Source organism: Petrotoga sp. 8T1HF07.NaAc.6.1 (assembly GCF_016772115.1).
Classification (GTDB): domain Bacteria; phylum Thermotogota; class Thermotogae; order Petrotogales; family Petrotogaceae; genus Petrotoga; species Petrotoga mobilis.
In genome coordinates, this window is record NZ_AUPG01000005.1 from 20,306 (window position 1) to 40,135 (window position 19,830).

The window sequence follows — 19,830 nt, forward strand, 5'->3', positions numbered from 1 at the left end:
CATTTAGGGCGTATTTTCGGAAATTATTTTATTACTTTCATCCATTCCACACCCCAACTTAGTTGGGGTGGAGAGGGTTTAGCTTTTGACAGAAGCTATATTTTTTTGTGATGTTTTTGGTTCTTTAATTGGTTTTTTTAAATCGATTCCCAAAAATTGACTCATATAGAGATTGTAGTAAAAGCCTTCATTTTTCATGAGTTCTTCGTGATTTCCAGTTTCGACAATGGAACCATGATCCATTACTAAGATCGTGTCGGCATTCCTGATTGTAGATAATCTATGAGCAATTACAAAGCTTGTTCGCCCTTCCATCAATTTTTCCATAGCTTGTTGTATTAATGTTTCTGTACGCGTGTCCACAGAGCTTGTTGCCTCATCCAAGATCAAAATTTTGGGGTCTGCAAGGAAAGCCCTTGCGATGGTTATCAATTGTCTTTGACCTTGTGATAGGTTCGAAGCTTCTTCATCTATTATTGTGTCGTAACCATGGGGTAATGTTCTCACGAAATGATCTACATACGCCGCTTTAGCAGCTTGTATGATCTCTTCATCAGAGGCATCTTCTTTACCGTATGCGATGTTTTCTTTTATCGTGCCTCCAAAAAGCCAGGTATCTTGAAGGACCATACCAAAGTTTTTTCTGAGATCTGATCTTCTCATTTGCCTAATGTCAACACCGTCTAAGGTGATTCTTCCATCTGTAACATCGTAGAATCTCATTAGAAGGTTTACAAGTGTTGTTTTTCCTGCACCTGTTGGTCCAACTATCGCTACATTTTCCCCAGGATGAACAACTAAGTTTAAGCCTTCTATCAAAGGTTTGTTAGGGTCATAACTGAAAGATACATTTTCAAACGCTATTCTTCCTTCTACTTCAGGTAATTCTACAGGATCGACTGGATCAGGAACTTCGTCCTCTTCATCTAAGAATTCAAATACTCTTTCGGCAGAAGCGATAGTTGATTGTAAAATATTTATAATATTAGCAGTTTGAACTATCGGTTGGGTAAACATTCTTGAATACTGGATGAACGCCTGTACATCTCCAAGTGTCATCAGACCGTTTGCTACTCTGAGTCCTCCGATAACACTGACAGCAACGTAGTTAAGATTGTTTAGAAAGGCTATTGCTGGTCTTATTATGCCTGATATGAATTGAGATTTGAAACTTGCTTGGTATAACCTGGTGTTTTCTTTGTCGAATGTTTCTTTAGCTTCTTTTTGTTTGTTGAAAACTTTTACAATGTTATGACCTGAATATGTTTCTTCTACATGACCGTTGAGTTTTCCCGTGCTGTCCCACTGCGTTTCAAATTGTTTCTGAGATTTTTTTACGATGAACATTGTTACAATTAGAGATAAAGGAATCAGCGTCAAGGCTATTAAGGTGAGCAAAGGACTTATCGTTAGCATCATAACGATGACACCGATTATAGTCACAGTAGCTGTTATGATCTGTATTAACGTTTGTTGAAGCGTTCTTCCTATGTTATCAATATCGTTGGTCACTCTACTGAGAATATCACCGTGGGAATGACTGTCAAAATATTTAAGTGGAAGTTTTGCTAGTTTGTTGTCAACTTCTTTTCTGAGCCGATAGATGGATTTTTGAGAGACACCAGCCATCATATATTGCTGTAGCCAATTAAAAAGGGCTGATAATCCATAAATTACCAAGAGGGTTAATAAGATTTGTACGAGTTTGTTATAATCCACTCCCTGGCCTGGAATTATGTTCATTGGCCCAATCATTTCAGCAATTTGATCATTGCCTGAGAGTTTAAGCATTTGTATAGCTTCTTCTTTTGTCATATTTTCAGGCATATTTTTACTTATTATACCTTCGAATAACACATTGGTGGCGTTCCCTATTATCTTAGGGGCTGTTATCATAAAGATTGTAGCAAGAACGGCAAAAGAAACAACGAACAAAATAGGTACTAATTGAGGTTTTAAATATCCAAGTAATCTTTTTAAGGAACCCCAAAAATTTTTTGGTTTTTCCCCAGGAGTTGCTCCTCCTGCCTTCCCATTCCCATCCCCATAGGTCGATTGGTTGAACTTTTAGAAGTTTTTGTGTTATTGGGACTCATGCGGTTTCCTCCTCTGGTAACTGGGATTTTACAAGCTCTCTATAGACTTCACATGATTGCATAAGTTCTGAATGTTTTCCTTGTCCTTCTATCGTTCCATCGTCGTTTAGAACGATTATTAAGTCTGCATTAAGTATGGTACTTACCCTTTGAGCTACTATTATAACTGTGGAGTTTTTAGTCTCTTCCTTTAGGGCTTCTCGAAGGTTGGCATCGGTTCGATTATCCAAAGCTGAGAAACTATCGTCGAATATATAGATCTTTGGTTTTTTGACAATTGCCCGTGCAATCGATAAACGTTGCCTTTGACCACCGGAGAAGTTCGTTCCTCCTTGATCAACTGGAGCTTGTAGTTTGTCAGGTAATTCTTCTACAAAATCTTTCGCTTGGGCTATTTCTAAAGCATGCCACATTTCTTCTTCCGTTGCATCTTTCTTACCATATGCTAGATTGGAAGCTATCGTTCCACTGAATAGATAAGCTTTTTGAGGTACAAAACCTAGGGAGTCTCTAAGATTTTCCATCGACAGTTCTCTAATATCTACACCGTCGATTTCTATCTTCCCATCGGTAACTTCGTAAAAGCGTGGGATCAAGTTTATAAGAGTGCTTTTACCGCTTCCGGTACTACCTACAATTGCCGTAGTTTTGCCTGGTTTAGCCTCAAAAGAAATGTTTCTTAATACGGGTTTCTCAGCACCTTCGTATTTGAATGTCACATTTTTAAAAGATACAGTACCTTCTTTACTTTTTAAAAGAACAGGATTGTCTGGTTCATTAATTGTAGGTTCAGTTTCTAATACCTCTTTGATACGATCGGCAGATGCTTCTGCACGAGGCCACATGACAAACATCATCATCGCCATCATTATTGATATGAGTATTTCCATTATATAGGTTAAGAAGGCTGTCAAGTTGCCTATTGGCATTGCCCCACTGTCTATTCGCATTGAACCGAACCAGAGAATGCTAACGGTTGAAAGGTTCATGATGAGCATTAGAAGAGGCATACCTAATGCTAATAATCTATTTACTTTTATGGAGGTTTGCGTTAAGTCGTCATTAACTTTATCGAATCTTTTTTCTTCACTTTTTTCTTTCACGAAAGCTCTGATGACGCGTACGCCCATTAATTTTTCTCGCAGAACACGGTTGACGTTATCGAGCTTTACTTGCATGCTTCTAAAAAGTGGGATTGCCTTACGCATTAAGAAGAATACAACCATTCCCATCACTGGAATTATCACTAAAAGGGAAGTAGAAAGGACAACGTCTTGGCGAATAGCCATAATAGCGCCACCTATTGAAATTATAGGTGCAAGGATCATCACATTCAACATTATTAATACCAACATCTGAATTTGGTATACATCATTCGTGTTTCTTGTTATCAACGAGGCGGTTCCAAACTTGTCTATATCGTTTTGAGAGAAACTCATTACCTTATAATAAAGATCTCTGCGTAAGTCCTGGGCAAATTTTGCAGAGATTCTTGAGGCAAAAAATGTCGCCCCTACAGCAGCACCAACGAGTAATAGGGAAAATAACAACATCTTTCCTCCGGCTTGCATGATGTAATTGAGGTCTCCTTTGGCAACACCGTTGTTGATAATGTCTGCATTTAAGTTTGGTAGGTATAAGTTTGAGACAGCTTGGACGGTGAGTAAAACCAATGTCAAAATTACTTCTTTATAATACTGTTTTAAATATTTGCTTAGTATGGTTCTCATCCTTGATCTTCTCCTTTTTGTAAATGTTTTGATAGGTTGTTGGATATTTTTTTTAGTAACTCGTTAAATGTGTTGAGTTCTTCATCTGATAACCCTTCAAAGCTGTATCTCACCATCTTTGAAAAGGATGTTTTTAAATTTTTTATTTCTTCTTCTCCGGCTTCAGTTAAGTAGATTTGAAGAGTACGCATGTCATTTGGATCGGATTGGCGGAGTATGAGCCCCATTTTTTCCAACCTTTTGAGAATCAACGAAACGGTTGGAGGAGCAACATTCATGAGCTTTGCAAGATGTATTTGACTTATTCCAGGATTTTTCGAAATATGCCATAAGCAAACTCCTTGCCCTGGATAGACATCTTTTTCTGCCATGATCTTAAAATTTAACTGTCTTTGTAGGTTCATCACTTGAAAGAATTGTTGGACAACGTTGATCGTTGATGGATTGAGTTCATCAAAAGGGAAATCTTCTGTGCAAAGTGTTTTGTCTTTCATTTCTTTTCTCCTCTTCTTTTCTCTTATAGTTAGATTGCAGCTTTTAGAAATTCTAAAACTTGGTGTTAGCGCCGGACGTTAAGGGGTAAACCCCTTAAGATCCCCAAATTCGCGTAACATCATTTGCATACGTCATTTGCGAAGCAAATGAGGGTATGGAAATTATTCTAAAACAATTACAAAAAGACGTTTTGCACGAAGCAGCAAAAAACTTTTTGCATAAGGCTGCAAAAAAACATAGTTTGCACACTCCAGCAAACGCTCCCCACCCGTGAGGAAAAGAGTCTTTATTAGCGCCCTTTCACCCCGCTCCCCACCCATAAGGAAGAAAATCTTTATTTCTTCATTTTCATTCGGCAGCCCACCCATTTAAGGAAGGGACCCGCGGTCCCTTAAACTATGTGGAGTGAGGGCTTCGCCCTGTAACCCTTTTAAAAGTCAAACGTTTTTTGTAAGCTGTGCTTAGTCACTATTTTCACCTTTTTACGCCGCTCCGCTGCACGCTATTTTCTATTAGTATGCTAATAATTAACTCACTAACTATTAGCATACTAATAATTAGTATACTATCTTTTTTTGAAATATCAAGGTTTTATTTGAAATTTTGATTAATAGTTTATATCTTTTGAATACATCTCTTAATCTTTTGAGTGAGTTACCTGGCGAAAGGGCGCTAAAAACATTATGAGAAGTGTTGACGAGAAGATAAATTTATAATACTAAACAAATGTATCATAAGATCAATTAATCCTTAAATAATTCAGATACCATTTTATCAGGAGTTAGAAGAAACAAGTCGTCAGTTTGAAATTTGAGTAACTCTGGTGTAAAACCAGATTTGGAAAAGAGGATGTATTTTGTTTTCTTGTTTCCAAAGTTTACATAGTTACTTCTCAGTTTCAGTGTCTCCAAATCTTTTATTCCCATTTTTTTATTAGTCCACTTGCATTCACCGAAGAGGATGTTGTCGTCGTTATATGCTACTATGTCTATATCATACGATAAGTTTTTTGAATAAGGGACCTTTCCCCAGCTTTTTCCTATATTATTAATGAGAAAACCGGGATAATTGGGTTTTTCTTTTAAAAATTGTATGCAGATATTTTCAAACTGATGGCCAATATGAGTGGGCAATTGTTGGTATATTTTTTCTAATGCGCTTTTAGGATTGAATTCTATTTCTGAAAGGTATCTACTTAAGAGGTTAAAGTAAAAGTCAAAAAATTCATCGTTTATAGAATATCTTGCGTTTCTTCTTTTTCTGTCTAATATGCTGTTTTCTTTTTTTAAAATCTCATAATTATTCACTAGTTCGTTTAAATATTTTGAAAGGGAAGTAGAAGGGATTTTTGAAATGTCTTCTATCTCCTTGAGAGTTTTATTGCCTCCCCCGATTGCTTCCAATATTGAAAAATAGGATCTATGTTCAGAACCAAATTCTAAAATTAAAATGTTTTTAGACTCTTCTTTGAAAGGTGAAAAATCGGCGATGAATAACTCGTATATCTTATTTTTTAAATTATCTTTGTCTTTAAAGCCCCACAAATATTTGGGAACACCACCTACAAGGCTATAGATTTCTAAAGCTTCTTCAGTATCGTAACCAAAGTCGAATAACATCTCTAGTCCGCTTTTTAAGTTGAACTTTTTGAGATTAATAAAGTTATTTACTCTTCCAAATAATGGCATTTTTTCTTCCATAAATATTTTTTTGATGAGTCCTGTGTATGAACCCAAAACCGTAAGCTTTGTGTTGTATTTTGTTTCATCCCAAGCATGTTGCAAAGAATAAAGTATATCGCTATTTACCAAAAAGAAATTTTGGAATTCATCAAAAATTATGTGATCAAATCTTTCAAAAAGATCTGTAAAAAGGTCGTACCAATTTGTGTAAATTGCCTTAGAAAAAAGACTACTCAGTTCTTTTAACAGTGCCTCTTCTCTTTTTACTTCAACAAAAAAATATAAAAAATTCTCACGATTTTCATAGGCTTTTTTAATGAGAGAAGTCTTGCCTATTCTTCTTCTTCCGTATAAAACAGTGAATCTTTTTTCTTCAGAGTTAAGGATTTTGTTAAGAGCTTCTAATTCTTTGTCTCTATCATAAAAATTCATTTATAGCGCCCCTTCGCCCCGCTCCCCACCCATCTAATTTTTTCTCTATCATAAAAGTTCAGGATATACCACCTTTATATACTGATCAGTAATATACTGGTGAGTATATTACTGATCAGTATATTACTCGTCAGTATATTATATCACAATATAATGATCTATATTCAAATCTATTATATCGAATGCTTTTTTTATTTTGTTGGACCAGTTTAGGTTTATGGGGTGTTCTATTCTTGTGGAGATGACTGTTTCCAAGTTGAGGGTATTGGCTAAGTCATAGTGTTTTTTTAAGTTGGTTAATCCACCAACTTTGGTGATGTCTAAGACGACCCCTGAAGCAATATTTGATACTCTGATTATATCTTCTGGCTGTTCGATGGATTCATCCCAAAATATTGGGTAGTTTATTTGTAGGTTGCTTAAAGTATTTTCTTTATACTTTGGTGTTGGCTGCTCTAAAGCCATTATTTCCGAGCTTTTTAGAAGTTTTAGAATGAGTCTGATTTCATGTTGGGAAAATAAACCTCTCAGGTCGATCCATAGTTTTTTATTTTTGAAGAGTTTCAATATTTTTTCAAACTCTGAGAGCAACGGTTTTTCTAAGAACTCTATCTTTACAATTTCTTCATCTTTTTGAATTTCAGGAAGTAAATCAAAGATATTGGTGTCTTTTTTCCAAAAAATCCTAAAGAGAGATTCTTGTGAGATACCTTTTTTAGTGGGGAAGAGTAAGTTTATAGGGTCGTAATTGTATTTGTTTGTTAGGTAGTCAAAAATGGCTAAAAAAACAGCGGTTTTTGAAGAGTTGTCTCTTTTTATCTTTTCATTGAATTTTTCTTCGATATTGGGGATATTTTCAATATCATCTTCCATTTCAAATAGGTCTCTAATCAATTCCAATATCGCCATAGTAGTTTTAAATGTTTCGCCAAAATAGTAATTGGGGGTGGCTGCCCCAACCCCCTGAATTCCTTGTTTGTCTATGAATTTAAATATCGCATGCTCTTGCCATTCCATATTTAAATTTTTTAAGATTGTTCTTTCTTGCCAGTAATATACGTCTCTTTTTCTTTCTTTCATGAATTTTCAGCCTTCTTAGTATATATTTTCCATGAGTAAAAACCAAAATAAGGAAACTAATATTGCATAGGTTGGCGATAAGATTAGCTCTTTTATATTCTTTTCTTTTACAAAGATAAGTTTGTATGCCAACCCAGCACCTAGTGCTATAATAGACCAAAGATAGTTTTGAGCCATTATAAAAATGAATATCGCTAACCTTTCCGATGCACCGATTGTGTCTTTTCTTTCTTTTTCGAATAAGTTGAAAGTTCTGAATAAGAAGCTTCCAAAACTTGTTGCTACGATCATTCCTACAATATAGAATTGAAAAATATTGGATAAGAAGGAATCTTGAAAAAAGTTTCTGAATAGGTATGACCAAAGAAAAAAAGCCCCTAAAAATATGATTTCGAAGTAAATGTTGGTGTTTTTGTTTTGTATTCTTAATAAGTCTATACCTATGTGAAGAAGGACAGAAAGTGAAACTATTAAAAGCATCCATCCTGTTAACATATCAAAATTGAAAGCCAAAAAGACCAATAAGACCCAGATTAGATGTTTATAATAACTGGATTTGTCCAAGAATTTATCAGAATAAACGTTGGTAAAGGCAAAATCAGATACAAAATGACTTAGAAAGAGTGTCATTGAAAACATAGTATACCTCCATTAGTATTCCCAATAATTTTTTTCGACGACTTTTAATCGTGAGAAGTCTCCTTTTTTTCTTCCTACTTTCGCACAAGGCCTACCATCGACTTCTACTATATCGGCTGTGAAGTCAACTTTTTGTTTCAGTAACGATGATCCAACACCGTAGAGATCTACGGGAACTTCAAGGGTTTCAAATAAATCAATTTTTTCTTGGTTGAATCCCCCTGAGACCATTATTTTTAAATTGTTCATTCCTAGTTCATCGAATTTTCTCCTCGCCCGCCAGACCATCTCCGGGTTAACTCCTAAAGATGATTTGTCTTTTGGAATAACGGATTTGTCCCTTAAGGATCCGGATGTGTCGAATCTAACTGCCCAAATTTTGTCTTTTCCTTCACCAATTATCTTAGACAAGTCTCCCCTGTCAATATTGGGTTTTTCACCGTATATGTGTTCGTAAAAGTCTTTTGCTACTTTGATGGTGGTTCCGATAACGTCGTTGTCCCAGTCTACTAACACCATTCTATTTACGTGACCATCTATGTATTTGTTGAAAGCTATAGCTGCGTCTGAGGTGTTACCATTGTAAGCGGCAATTAAGGCATGAGGTATTGTTCCTAGAGATTCAACCCCCCAATAATCAGCGTTTGCATCGGTAGATACCCCAAAGGCTCCAGCTTTCAAAGCTGCATAACCGTCGGTTGTTTGAACCCAAAAATGGTCGAATCTTGCACTGAAAAATAAAATCGGTTTTCCTTTGGCAGCATTGACAACTTTCTTTACAGCGGTAGCCGTACTAGAAGCCCTTGCCATTACCCCTAAAAGAAGCGTTTCCAAATACCCAAAATAAACAGGATTACCCTCGATTACGAAAACAGGTTCCATACTCTTCGCTTCGTCTCCATCGTTTAAAGCTAATACTTCTATTTCGTCCCATTTATCTACCCATAAACTGTTTAATAACATTCTTAGGTCCCATTTTTTATTTGTGCAATTTAGAAGTTCTTCTTTGTCCATTCGTGTAGAGGCGTCTTGTATTGCTCTTTCTATGGTTAAAATTTCATCAAAGATCTCTTTTGCCTTTTCTTCATCTTTGTAGTAACCTGTTCCGTAAGTTAAAAGAGCTAGCGCTTCGTCTAGTCCAACTACTACACAGTCTGCCCTTGGGAAGAATTGATAGGTTACATTTACTTTTCTTTTGTCTTTTTTTAGGACTTCTACATACCTTGTGAAATATTTGTCGGTGTAATAGCCCATTCTTATTTTGTCGATGGGTACTTTAAAGAGTTTTGGATGTAATCTTTTATTAGTATCGTTTAAATCCATTTTTTCCACCTTCTGATAAATTTTTTAGCCGTTTTTATATATTCTAAAACTTTGTGTTAGCGCCCCTTCGCCCCGCAGCCCGCCCATAAGGAAAAGGAGCTTTACCCTTCACCCATTTCTCATCTTTCTAAATCAAGTAGATATTTTTTCCACTTGATAGTTGGACTGAATTTTCCTATACTGCCATCACTTTTTATTACCCTGTGGCACGGGATAATTATGGGTAAAGGGTTTTTCTTCATCAAATTTCCTACAGTTCTGTACGCTTTTGGATTTCCGGCCTTTGATGCCAATTCTTTGTAGGTAATTACACTTCCCTTTTTTGTGTTATACAGAGTTTCATAAACCCTTTTTGCAAAAGCTGTTTCACCTGGGAAGTCAAATATTTCTTTTGGGATTTTTTGGAGATCTCCATATAGATATGCATATATTATATCAAAATGTTTCTTTGTTTTCGAGTTGTAATAATTCTCATTTTTATTAGCGCCCCTTCGCCCCGCAGCCCACCCGTCTAAGGAAGGAAAATCTTTATTCTTTTGTCTTGCAGCCGACCCGTTTAAGGAAGGAAAATCTTTATTCTTTTGTCTGGCGGACCACCCGTCTAAGGAAGGAAAATCTTTATTCTTTTGTCTTGCAGCCCACCCTTCTTTTTGAAAGGTTAGCCTTATCTTAGTTATTTTGTCATTTTTGACATAGATTATCACACTACCGATAGGAGTTCCTATTACGGCTTTCATCTTTCCAACTCCTTGAAATCAACGGGAACTATGTACGTAGTTCCTTCCCTCATGGTTATTCCGTAAAAAAGCTCGGCAATTTCCATCACTATTTTATTGTGGGTTATTATCAAAAATTGAGACTTTTTAGAGTTCTCTAATATTAAGTCTGATATTTTGGCAGCGTTTAGGTCATCCAAAGGGGCATCGATTTCATCTAGTATATAAAAAGGACTCGGGTTTAGATTCATGAGTGAGAAGAGAAAAGCTATAGCTATGAGAGCTTTTTCTCCTCCTGAAAAGAGAGAGAGCTTTTGAAAGTTCATCCCAGATTTTTTTACAGATATTTGGATCCCTTTTTCAAACTCTTTGCCCTCACCAATTAACCTGAGTTCACCGTATCCATTTGGAAAAAGTTTTGAGATGAAGAATGAGAATTCTTTGTTCAGATTGTTAAAAAATGTGTTGAATTGTCGTTGAGCTTCTTCGTCTAGATTTTTTATACTTTGTTTAAGAGAATTTATGGATTTCATTATGTCTTCTTTGTTTTTTAGATTTTCTTGGTATTCTTTTTCTACTTCTTCGTATTCGTCTAAAACAGTTAAATCAACCGAACCTAGCTTTTTTAATGAACTTTCCAATTCTTTTTGTTTGTTCCCAAGTGCCTGGATGTCTTTTTCGGGTAATTCTTTTAGCTCGAACTCTTCTTCGTTAATTTCTAAGTTTTGGGCTTTTTCGTTTAGGAATTGTATGTTGTGGTTGGCTTCTTTTATTTCAAATTCAATCTCTTGATTTTTTTGTTTTATTGTATTTATTTCAGTTTTTAACTTGTCTATACGATTTTCATAATTTTCCAAGTCTTTGGCCTTGTCGTATTTGCCTGTCCTACTTTGTTTCATCAGTTCAAATAATTTTGAAATTTCGTTGTTGAGAGAGTCTTTTTCTTTATTGAGTTCGTTTATGGCTTGGTTTATTTTATCGTTCTTTTCTTTTAAGCTATCAAAGGATTCTTTTGTTTTTTGCTGTTTAATTTTTATTTCTTTTAATTCATTTTCAATTGCTGACTTTTGATTTTTGTAGTATTCGTACTTTTCTTTTATGCTCTTTAACTCCATTTCTTGACCTATAAGCTCTTTTTCTACTTGATTGAGTAAGGTTCTTTTTTCTTTGATGGTTTCTTCGATTTGTTGCATTTTCTTAGTCGTTTGAGTAGTATTTTGATGGTTATTTTCGATTTCCATTTTTAATGATTGTATCTCTTGATCAAGGGTTTTGGTTTTTTCTTCATAGTTTGCTAATCTTTCGTTGTAGAAAGTTATACTTTCTTGCAGATTTTTAATTTCTTCCTTTATTTTTTTGTAGTCAAGGTCATGTGCGTTTTTTGTTACTGTTGCTTGCCTTAACTCGTCTTTTGTTGATTCTAATTCTTCTTTTTGAAGATTAAGTTTTTCTTTTACTTTGTTGTATAGGGTTTGTTTGTTTGCAAGGTCGTTTCTGATTTTGTTAAGATCTTCTTCTATTTCAGAGATCTCTCTTTTTCTTTTAAGAACCGTAGAAGAATGATCGTATTTAGATTTTCCTCCGGTTATGGCACCAGAAGAGTAGACTAACTCGCCGCTGAGAGTGACAATATTTCCAGGATACTTCATTTTCGATATTTTTATAGCTGTTTCGATATTATCGACTAACAGTGAGTTAGAGAAAACGTACTCCATAACCTTTCGATATTCTTGAGTGTAGTTTACTAAATTGATTACAAAGTCTATGGTGCCGGGTTCTTTTAAGAAGTTTTTTGGTAATCGTACTTCAGTCCTTAATAGATCAAGTGGAAGAAGGGTGATTTTTCCATTATTGCCTTTTTTCACAAGATCCAAATACTCTTTTGCCTTCGACGAATTTTTTTATTACTATGTTTTGTATTCTTGAACTGGCTATTGTCGAGACCGCTTCTTCATATTTTTCTTCTGTGTTAATTAAATTGGCAACGACATCCACTACGTTATCGTCATCTTTGAAGACTTTGAAAAATTCTTTTATCGTTGTTGAGAATCCTTCGTATTCGTTGATCTGCCTGGTTAAAGATTGATATGTGTAAAACAGATTCTTTTCATTTTGTTGAAGAGAGTCAATTTCTGATAAAAGGGTATTGTAAGAGTTTTCCGTGTGTTTTAACTCGTCGAATTTCTTTTTTAATCTTTGTTCTAATTGAATTTCAGTGCCTTTTGTATGAGAGAGTAGTTCTTCTATTTCTTTCATTTTTTGTAAATTGTTTTCTAATTTTGTTTTCAAGGTATTTATTTGATCTTTTAGTAAGTTAATTCTTTCTTGGTTACTGCTGTATGTTGTTTGGAGGTTTTTTAGTTCTGTTTCTTTTCGTTCTTTTTCTTGAGATGCCTTTGATAATTCGGATTCTAAGGTTTTGAGCGATTCTTCTTGTTTTTCTATTTCCTGTATAATACTATTCTTTTTTTCGTTTATAAGGTTTGTTTTGTTTTGGGTTTTTTCTTCTATTTCTCTAAAATCTCTTTCGTTTTTAGAGAGTTCTTTTAACTGTTGTTCAAGCTTGTTCATTTTTTCTTCTAAAGAGTTTAATTCCCACTCTTTGCTTATTATTGAAGAGTTGTTCTCATTCAGTTCTTCTGTTAAATGGTTTTTTTCATTTTCTATCGTTTGAACCCTTTGCCTGTAGTTTTCTACCATGTCTCCGTTGATGGAGAGTTGTTTGTCAGTATCTTCTATTTCGCTTTTTAAATTTCTGTAGCTTCGTTCTACTTCGAAAAGCTCTGATAGCAGGGATTTCATTCTTTGAGAATTTTCTTGTATCTCCTTTTGATATGTTTCTATCTTTTTTAGAAAAGATATTTTAGAAGCACCAAAATACATTTTTCCTATTCTTTTGATTTCATTACGATATTCAAGGTATTTTTTTGCCCTTCCAGCCCTAATGGATAAAGATTTTAATCTCTTATCTACAACGAATAGTAAATCGTTGATTCTGTCTAAATTTTCAGTTGTCTTATTCAATAGATTGATCGATATTTCTTTTTTTTCTAAGTACGTGGCTATGTTTGAAGCATCCAACACGATATCTCTAATATTTTCAGGCGAGGAGTTAACTATTTCACCAATTTGGCCCTGTCCAATAATCGAGTAAAAGCTTTTCCCGGTTCCTTTGTTGAATACATTTTGCACTTCTTTAAGGGTGGCGACTTTGTTGTTTACATAGTACTTGTTGGATTCGTCTTTCTCCAATATTTTTGAGATTTTAATTTTTTCATCGTTGTCGTTTTGTACTACTAGCGAAACTTTTGCATAGTTGGAAGAGTCACTTCCATTGCTTCCTATGTGCAATACATCGTTTTTTTCTGATATTCTCATCTGTTTTTGAGATTGCTCTCCTAATAACCATCTAATCGCGTCTACAATGTTTGATTTACCCGATCCGTTTGGACCGATTATCGCGATAATATTTTTATCTAAATTAAAATATGTTCTTCTGCCAAAACTTTTAAAACCCTCTATCTCTAGGGATAAGAGTTTCAAGTTTGACTCCCTCCAGCATTTTCGAGGCTTTTGATCTTCTCTTCAACCGTTTTAGTAACCTCTTCAACATCCTTACCTTGTTTTAATGCTCTGTACATGATCCCGATTATCCTCATATCCAGGTATGCGTACCATTTTGGAGATCCTTTAGTAGAACTTTGGTTTCTTAAGAGGTAACTTGGATGAAAAGTTGGAAAGATTTTAATGTCTCCATACCAGTTGAAGAAACGTCCACGCGATTGAGTTATCTTAGATTCACCCGTAAAATAATACAGCGGTGTATTGCCAAGGGTTACGATTATTTTTGGTTTGATAACAATTATTTGCCCATCAAGATAGGATTGACAACTTTTAACCTCTTCTTGTGTGGGAACCCTATTTTGAGGAGGACGACATTTAACTATGTTTGTGATGAAGACATCGTTTCTTTCCAATTTTGCATACTCTTTGAGCATCTTTTCTAAAAGTTGTCCCGCTCTTCCAACGAAAGGTTCTCCCAAAGCGTCTTCATCTGCACCAGGACCTTCACCTACAAACATTATTGGTGAATCAACGTTTCCGGAACCTGGCACAGTATTAGTTCTTGTAAGATTCAAGGGACACTTTTCACATACCTCTATCCTTTTGGCGATCATTTCGATATTCTTTTGTTTTTCCTCGTTGCCGTATAGGAACATTAATATTCCTCCTCACATTAATCCAAATTCAAACCCATCATCACCATATGAGATATTTTTATCGGGTATATAATTGATAAAAAAAGATATTCTGAACGAGGCTAAATCAAACTGGGGTAGTAAGGAAAATTTAGTCTGTACGTTCAACGTCCAGCACACAATTTTTTTCTGTATTTCAAACTCTGTGAAATCCCAGCTTTGATCCTCTATGTCATAATCAAAGGTAATTTTTGCAAATTCACTTTTATCCCTGTTGTTTATGTCGAAGCCCGTTTCAAGAGACTCTGAAATGCGGTAGGTTGTATCTATTCCAAAAGAGTAATTTGAACTTTTTTCCAAGAAATTTAGGTCTAAGTCGTAGACAGTGTACTCTTCCTTCATGTCAAAATCCCCGTAAATTTTGTTACCTTCATAATAAAAAAGAAAATACGTTAAAACCTCTGGGATCTTTTTGGTGAATGTTTGTTCATGAATATAATACCTATAATCCAATTGTAGCCGATTTCTATTGTACCTCAAAATTTCTCTGTTTTCAATATAATCTACCTTAATCTCTTCTTGATGGCCATAATCAAACTCACTTCTATGGGTTAAAGGGCCAATGACGTTGGTTAGTTTGATGTTTGTTGTATCCGGCTGGATCGTATTGGGATCAGTAGTATCAAACTTGGTCTGTGTTTGTAAGGTATTTTTAGTGTTGAATAGATTTATGTTGGTTTGAGTTTGAAGTTCCATTTCTTGCAAATCTGGGGAATTTTCAGCGTTTCTCAGATCAAAACTTCTGTTTAACTTTGCAGAGTTTGTAAAATTTTTTTCAAAAAGAGAGAAAGAATACCCTACGTAATCGTTGTAATTCAATTCGTCTGTGGCAGAGGGAGTGAGGGAGTTTTCTAAGACCTTTACGTATTCTAATGAGTTACCAAATTCGAAAACACCTAAATCAATTTCTAACCCCGGTTCTAAAGAGTAATCAAAGAGCGATTTTCCAGAAGAGTAATCTTCACCCGGTATAAAATCGTTGTTATAGTTGAAGTGAATTGAATCCTCCATGTTGAATTTTAAATCAAAATTATTTCTATCAATCTCATAAAGGGTATCTTTGTAAGAGAAAGTATTTTTAGTTTCTAATCGATTTTTGGTGGTTTCTGTTGCGACGGTGGTGTAAGCGTAATCAAAATCGCCGTACATTCTGGCAAATGTTTCATAGAAGTTGTACTTTCCTTCAATATCTATTTCACTTTCTTTCGTATCCCATATCTGATCCATAGAAAGGTTGGATATGTCCCCATATGAATGAGAGTTGAGCTTGAGCTTTGATAAAGAGATCAAAGATCTGCCATATTTCTTTTGAAAGGCTTGAGATTCAACGTTTAAAAATAGAATATCATCAAATCCCTTAGAATCCCAATAAATGTGTGAATGTATGTTTTTAAGGTCTCCCAAATTCGTTTCCAATTTTGGGATATTTAACGACAGGGATTTTTCTTTTGTTGCTGGTTGAACTTTTAACTCCAATTTTGCAATTTCACTGACTTCGTTATCTTCGAAAAATTGGTAAGAAACTCCTAAGTTGTTATCGTTGGTATCTGGAGAATTCAGACCTGTAGATAGATACAAGCTTCCATATAGAAAAGGGACACCGTATTTTAGTGTCACTTCTTGATCTGTTTCTTGTGTGATTAGATCGTTGGCCGTGTTGTAAGATAAGTGGACTTTCGATCCGTTTTCAAACTTATAATTAATTTCTGTTAGTAGGGAAAATTCGTTGTTATCGTATCCAAACGTGAGAGACATGGGTTCTTCTTCATCTTCTGATAAACTTTGAAAATAGAAAGGTAGGTATAGAACGGGGACCCCGAAAAAACTAAGTACCACATCTCTGGCTATTAAAAAATATCCTGGAAATATGTCGACTTTCCTGGCTGAGAAGTAATAAGTTATACAGTCCTCGCATGTTGTTAATTTCGTCTGGTTTGTTTCTATTATATTTTCTTGCATCGGCTTTTCCATGCTTTCAGACCATATGCGGACATCTATTTCTTTCTCTGCCTTATACTTTTGTATGGTATATGAATTTACAAAGACTGCGGAATCTTCCTCGAAGTTTACGGTTATCTCTGAGGCTTGTATAGAGATATCTTCATATAGATAAGTTATATCTCCAAAGAAAGTCGCTGCTTTAATCGTTCCATCTTCGTTTAATTCACCTTGAGCTGAATCGGCTTTTATCGTGGAACCTTCATACTCTACATAGACGTTACCTTCTAAAAATAACAGATCATCTTTCAAATAAAAATCTTCACTCGTTATATTTACAGGTGCAGAAAAAAAGGAAGAACCAACAAGAATAAACAATATTATAGAAAAGACCCTTTTCAAAGGCTCGAGAAGTTTGTAAGATACTCTTGTATCCAGCATTAAGAATAGAAAAGTACCAATAATACCAAATATTATGTTGGGGATCCAAACGGATATCGTTGGATTTATTATATGCTCTTTTCCCAAAGCAGACAACCAAGCGCCAGAACCTTGATAAATTATTACCAGCACAAAAGTCGTAATTACACTCCAAGATTTACTTGTTAAATTTAAAAACAGGGACAAGGCAATTCCTAAAATACAAATTACTAAGGGAGCCAACGAGTTAGCAAATTTTGACTGGTAAGAAACTATTAGACCGGAGACATCCAAACCAAGTTTGGAAAAAGTAGTTATTTTTTCTTTTAGTTCCTTTGAGGTCATTTCATTAGCACTTTTAGAGAAGTTCAGAAATTCTTCGACATCTTCTTGAATATCGAGTTGCAATTGATCAAAAGTTATGTCTAAGTCGAGAAATCCATCTTCGTTGGTTCTGAACATCCTTCCGTTTTTCATGTACCAACCGTCAGGACCTTTTTGAGCTTGTTGAGCGTTAAAAACAGCGGTGTAATCATTTTTAACCTCGTATAAGAGCACGTCGTATAAAATTCCACTTTCTCTATCTATCTGTTTTACAAAGAGGTATCTTCCATCACCAACATCCACAAATTGGTTTTCTTCGATCTGTGCTTGAGGCCTTTGATAGACGTACAATGCCATAGCTTCTTTTGCCTTGTAGTTTGATACGGGTACGATGGTGTTGAAGAGTGCAAATGTGAAAAAAGATAACAAGAGAGAAATCGTCATGAAAGGTATGATTAATTTCTTCATCGGTATTCCCAACGTTTGTAGAGCAATTATTTCGTTTGCAGAGGAGAGTTTTGAAATAACCCAAAATATACCAAAAAGCACTCCCACAGGAATGCCCATAGAGATAAAATATGGTAGGTGATACCAAATCAATATCAGTAGTTTTGAAAATCCCACATTGTTTCTAACGATTATTTCAGATAGTTGGTAAAGTAACTCCAAGCTCACAAAGACTATAAAAGCAATTAAGCCCATAAAAAATGGCGGTATGAATTCTTTTGAAACGTATTTGAAGAGCTTCTTCATGGGTTCTCTTCTCCCAAGAAATAGAAGAGTTCTAAATCGTTATTTCTACATTTGTACAGTTCCCCTGTCAACGCCCAAATGATATTTTCAGAGATGTTTGTGATAAAATCTGAAAAGTTTGCTAAATTGTTTAAGACTTCTATATGAAGAGAAGCGGATTTAATAGATTCTTTGGACTTGTACAAGTACGATTTGTAGGCTTCGATCAGTCCTTTCACTTCTTCGTTGAGAATACAACTTTTCTTGGCTTTTTCAAAAAAACTTTCTTTTACCTGATCTGTCATCAATTTGGCGGCTTTGATATTGATCAAATCTGATAGTGAGGATAAAACAAGTGAAAGGTTCTCTTTGATTAATTCCAAACTGTCCTCAAAATTTGTAGCGTTTACAGTAGAAGGGGTTTTGAGTATTTCAATTATCAATTTGGCATTTTTTTCGCATATGTCTCCCATGTTTTCAAATATTTGGACTAATTTTGAGCTCATGAAACAAGCTTTTAAGTAAATGCCTGTGTAATTACCAGAGGACAATAAGATAACGCTTTCATAATTTAGGCTTGCTTCGATGAAATCTAATCTGTCGTCTTGATTTATTATTTCTTTTGCTAATTTATCGTTTCTTTCGAGATAAGCATCCCCAAATTTATAGTACATTTCTTGAACTATTCTACCCATTCTCAAAACATTATTCAAATATCGTGTCAATCGATTTAAACTGATGCTGTTGATTTGGCTGACATTCTCTTTTTTGAACAAATTATATGCCTCCTAAAATTATTCAAACCTTCTGCCAAACCCTAATTTTTTATCCAACGCGTTGAGATAATTGTTGCCATTTCTTTGGGCAAGTTTTATCGTCATCTCACTGGAAGTCACAAATATTGACATCCCTGGTTCCATCCTATGAATGATATCTCCATCCCCGGTTACATATACAAAGCCTTTGCTCATGTTTTTCAAAATGATCTCTATCCTTTGCGTTGGAGGAGCTATGAAAGGCCTAATGTTGAGGGCATGGGCGGCTAATGGGATGAGCTGAACAACATTCAATTCGGGGTGAATTATGGGACCTCCAGCAGATAAGGCATACGCAGTGGATCCTGTCGGCGTTGATACAATTAATCCGTCTCCAGCGAATGAGAATAAAGTGTGTTCCTCAATTTTTACATCAACGTTCATAGTACCTAATGGTTGGCTTTTCAATAAGACGATATCGTTTAAAACAACGACTTTTTTGGTGCCTACATGACATTCTAAAAGATGTCGAAATGAAAAAGAAATGTTTTCTTTTTGTATATCTTCGATCAATTCTTTTATCTCAGAACTGGAATAAGAACTCAAAAACCCTAAATTCCCAGTATTAACTGCTATTACCGGTTTTGAAAATATTGCGGCAATTTCAGCTATTTTCAATACCGTCCCATCGCCCCCAAAAATCACGAAAAAATCGGCTGCTTGGGCTTGTTTTTCCTCTACGGTTGAACCTGCCGCAGCGTAACCAAGAACCTCTATATTGCTTTCATTAAAAGGTTTTAATATGTTTTCTTCAAGGTCATCGTTAGAAAGCTTAAGTGGATTGTAAAAGATAAAGATCTTCATAAAAATTACACTCCAATCCTATAGCCTAACTCCAATAGAGATTGTACCAAAAATCTATCTAAAAACATCAATATCAAAAAGGCAATCATTGGAGATAGATCTATGTTGCCTATAACTGTGGGTATAAATCTTCTTATTGGATTCAAAATTATATTAGCAACTGAATCAATAAAACCTCGAAGTCTGTTGTATTGGAAGGGCATGATGAAACTTAATAAAGCGGATACAATTATACAAAATTCAAAAAATACTATTGCTATTCTTAATATACTTGCTAATGCTATTAAAAGATTTGCTATTACGAACATTTTTTCCTCCTTGTGTTATCGTTAAAAACTCTAAAAC

At 35.0% G+C, this 19,830-nt stretch carries 15 protein-coding genes; all 15 read right to left on the bottom strand.

Features of this window, described 5'->3' with window-relative positions; all coding sequences use genetic code 11:
• Positions 1–78: 78 nt before the first annotated feature.
• The 15 genes from NAAC61_RS04435 to NAAC61_RS04505 all read right to left on the bottom strand — a co-directional run bounded on the left by NAAC61_RS04435 (position 79) and on the right by NAAC61_RS04505 (position 19,793).
• Complete coding sequence (locus tag NAAC61_RS04435; protein ID WP_237729767.1) at positions 79–1,935, bottom strand: ABC transporter ATP-binding protein; 1,857 nt, start codon at positions 1,933–1,935, stop codon at positions 79–81.
• 157 nt (positions 1,936–2,092) lie between these two features.
• Positions 2,093–3,826: an ABC transporter ATP-binding protein gene (locus tag NAAC61_RS04440; RefSeq protein WP_121958815.1), complete on the bottom strand. Its 1,734-nt coding sequence runs from the start codon at positions 3,824–3,826 to the stop codon at positions 2,093–2,095.
• A complete protein-coding gene (locus NAAC61_RS04445; RefSeq protein ID WP_103065689.1) occupies positions 3,823–4,320 on the bottom strand; it encodes a MarR family winged helix-turn-helix transcriptional regulator in 498 nt (165 codons plus the stop codon). The genes NAAC61_RS04440 and NAAC61_RS04445 overlap by 4 nt, the downstream gene beginning before the upstream one ends.
• A 744-nt stretch (positions 4,321–5,064) precedes the next feature.
• Positions 5,065–6,435 (bottom strand): ATP-binding protein, encoded by a 1,371-nt coding sequence (locus tag NAAC61_RS04450; protein ID WP_202695377.1) that lies wholly within the window; start codon positions 6,433–6,435, stop codon positions 5,065–5,067.
• A gap of 138 nt (positions 6,436–6,573) precedes the next feature.
• Positions 6,574–7,515 (bottom strand): enolase C-terminal domain-like protein, encoded by a 942-nt coding sequence (locus NAAC61_RS04455; RefSeq protein WP_121958818.1) that lies wholly within the window; start codon positions 7,513–7,515, stop codon positions 6,574–6,576.
• 15 nt (positions 7,516–7,530) lie between these two features.
• Entirely contained in the window at positions 7,531–8,145 is a 615-nt protein-coding gene (locus NAAC61_RS04460; RefSeq protein WP_202695378.1) for a hypothetical protein, read from the bottom strand.
• A 21-nt stretch (positions 8,146–8,166) separates the two neighbouring features.
• The gene (locus NAAC61_RS04465; RefSeq protein WP_103065900.1) at positions 8,167–9,477 is read right to left on the bottom strand and encodes a nicotinate phosphoribosyltransferase; all 1,311 of its coding nucleotides are present in this window, start codon (positions 9,475–9,477) and stop codon (positions 8,167–8,169) included.
• A 119-nt stretch (positions 9,478–9,596) separates the two neighbouring features.
• Positions 9,597–10,214: a methylated-DNA--[protein]-cysteine S-methyltransferase gene (locus tag NAAC61_RS04470; protein WP_121567385.1), complete on the bottom strand. Its 618-nt coding sequence runs from the start codon at positions 10,212–10,214 to the stop codon at positions 9,597–9,599.
• Positions 10,211–12,058, bottom strand: coding sequence for a hypothetical protein (locus NAAC61_RS04475; RefSeq protein ID WP_337919730.1), 1,848 nt, complete (start codon positions 12,056–12,058; stop codon positions 10,211–10,213). Before NAAC61_RS04475 ends, NAAC61_RS04470 begins: the two co-directional genes overlap by 4 nt.
• Positions 12,042–13,736 (bottom strand): AAA family ATPase, encoded by a 1,695-nt coding sequence (locus NAAC61_RS04480; protein ID WP_202695380.1) that lies wholly within the window; start codon positions 13,734–13,736, stop codon positions 12,042–12,044. The genes NAAC61_RS04475 and NAAC61_RS04480 overlap by 17 nt, the downstream gene beginning before the upstream one ends.
• Positions 13,733–14,413 carry a uracil-DNA glycosylase gene (locus NAAC61_RS04485; protein WP_012209154.1) on the bottom strand — a complete coding sequence of 227 codons (681 nt, stop codon included), beginning with the start codon at positions 14,411–14,413 and terminating at the stop codon, positions 13,733–13,735. The genes NAAC61_RS04480 and NAAC61_RS04485 overlap by 4 nt, the downstream gene beginning before the upstream one ends.
• 12 nt (positions 14,414–14,425) lie before the next feature.
• Complete coding sequence (locus NAAC61_RS04490) at positions 14,426–17,887, bottom strand: LptF/LptG family permease (RefSeq protein WP_202695381.1); 3,462 nt, start codon at positions 17,885–17,887, stop codon at positions 14,426–14,428.
• Positions 17,884–18,642 carry a phosphate signaling complex PhoU family protein gene (locus NAAC61_RS04495; RefSeq protein ID WP_103065905.1) on the bottom strand — a complete coding sequence of 253 codons (759 nt, stop codon included), beginning with the start codon at positions 18,640–18,642 and terminating at the stop codon, positions 17,884–17,886. The genes NAAC61_RS04490 and NAAC61_RS04495 overlap by 4 nt, the downstream gene beginning before the upstream one ends.
• A gap of 18 nt (positions 18,643–18,660) precedes the next feature.
• Positions 18,661–19,485 (bottom strand): NAD(+)/NADH kinase, encoded by an 825-nt coding sequence (locus NAAC61_RS04500; RefSeq protein WP_103065906.1) that lies wholly within the window; start codon positions 19,483–19,485, stop codon positions 18,661–18,663.
• 5 nt (positions 19,486–19,490) lie between these two features.
• A complete protein-coding gene (locus NAAC61_RS04505) occupies positions 19,491–19,793 on the bottom strand; it encodes a YggT family protein (protein WP_012209158.1) in 303 nt (100 codons plus the stop codon).
• Positions 19,794–19,830: the final 37 nt, after the last annotated feature.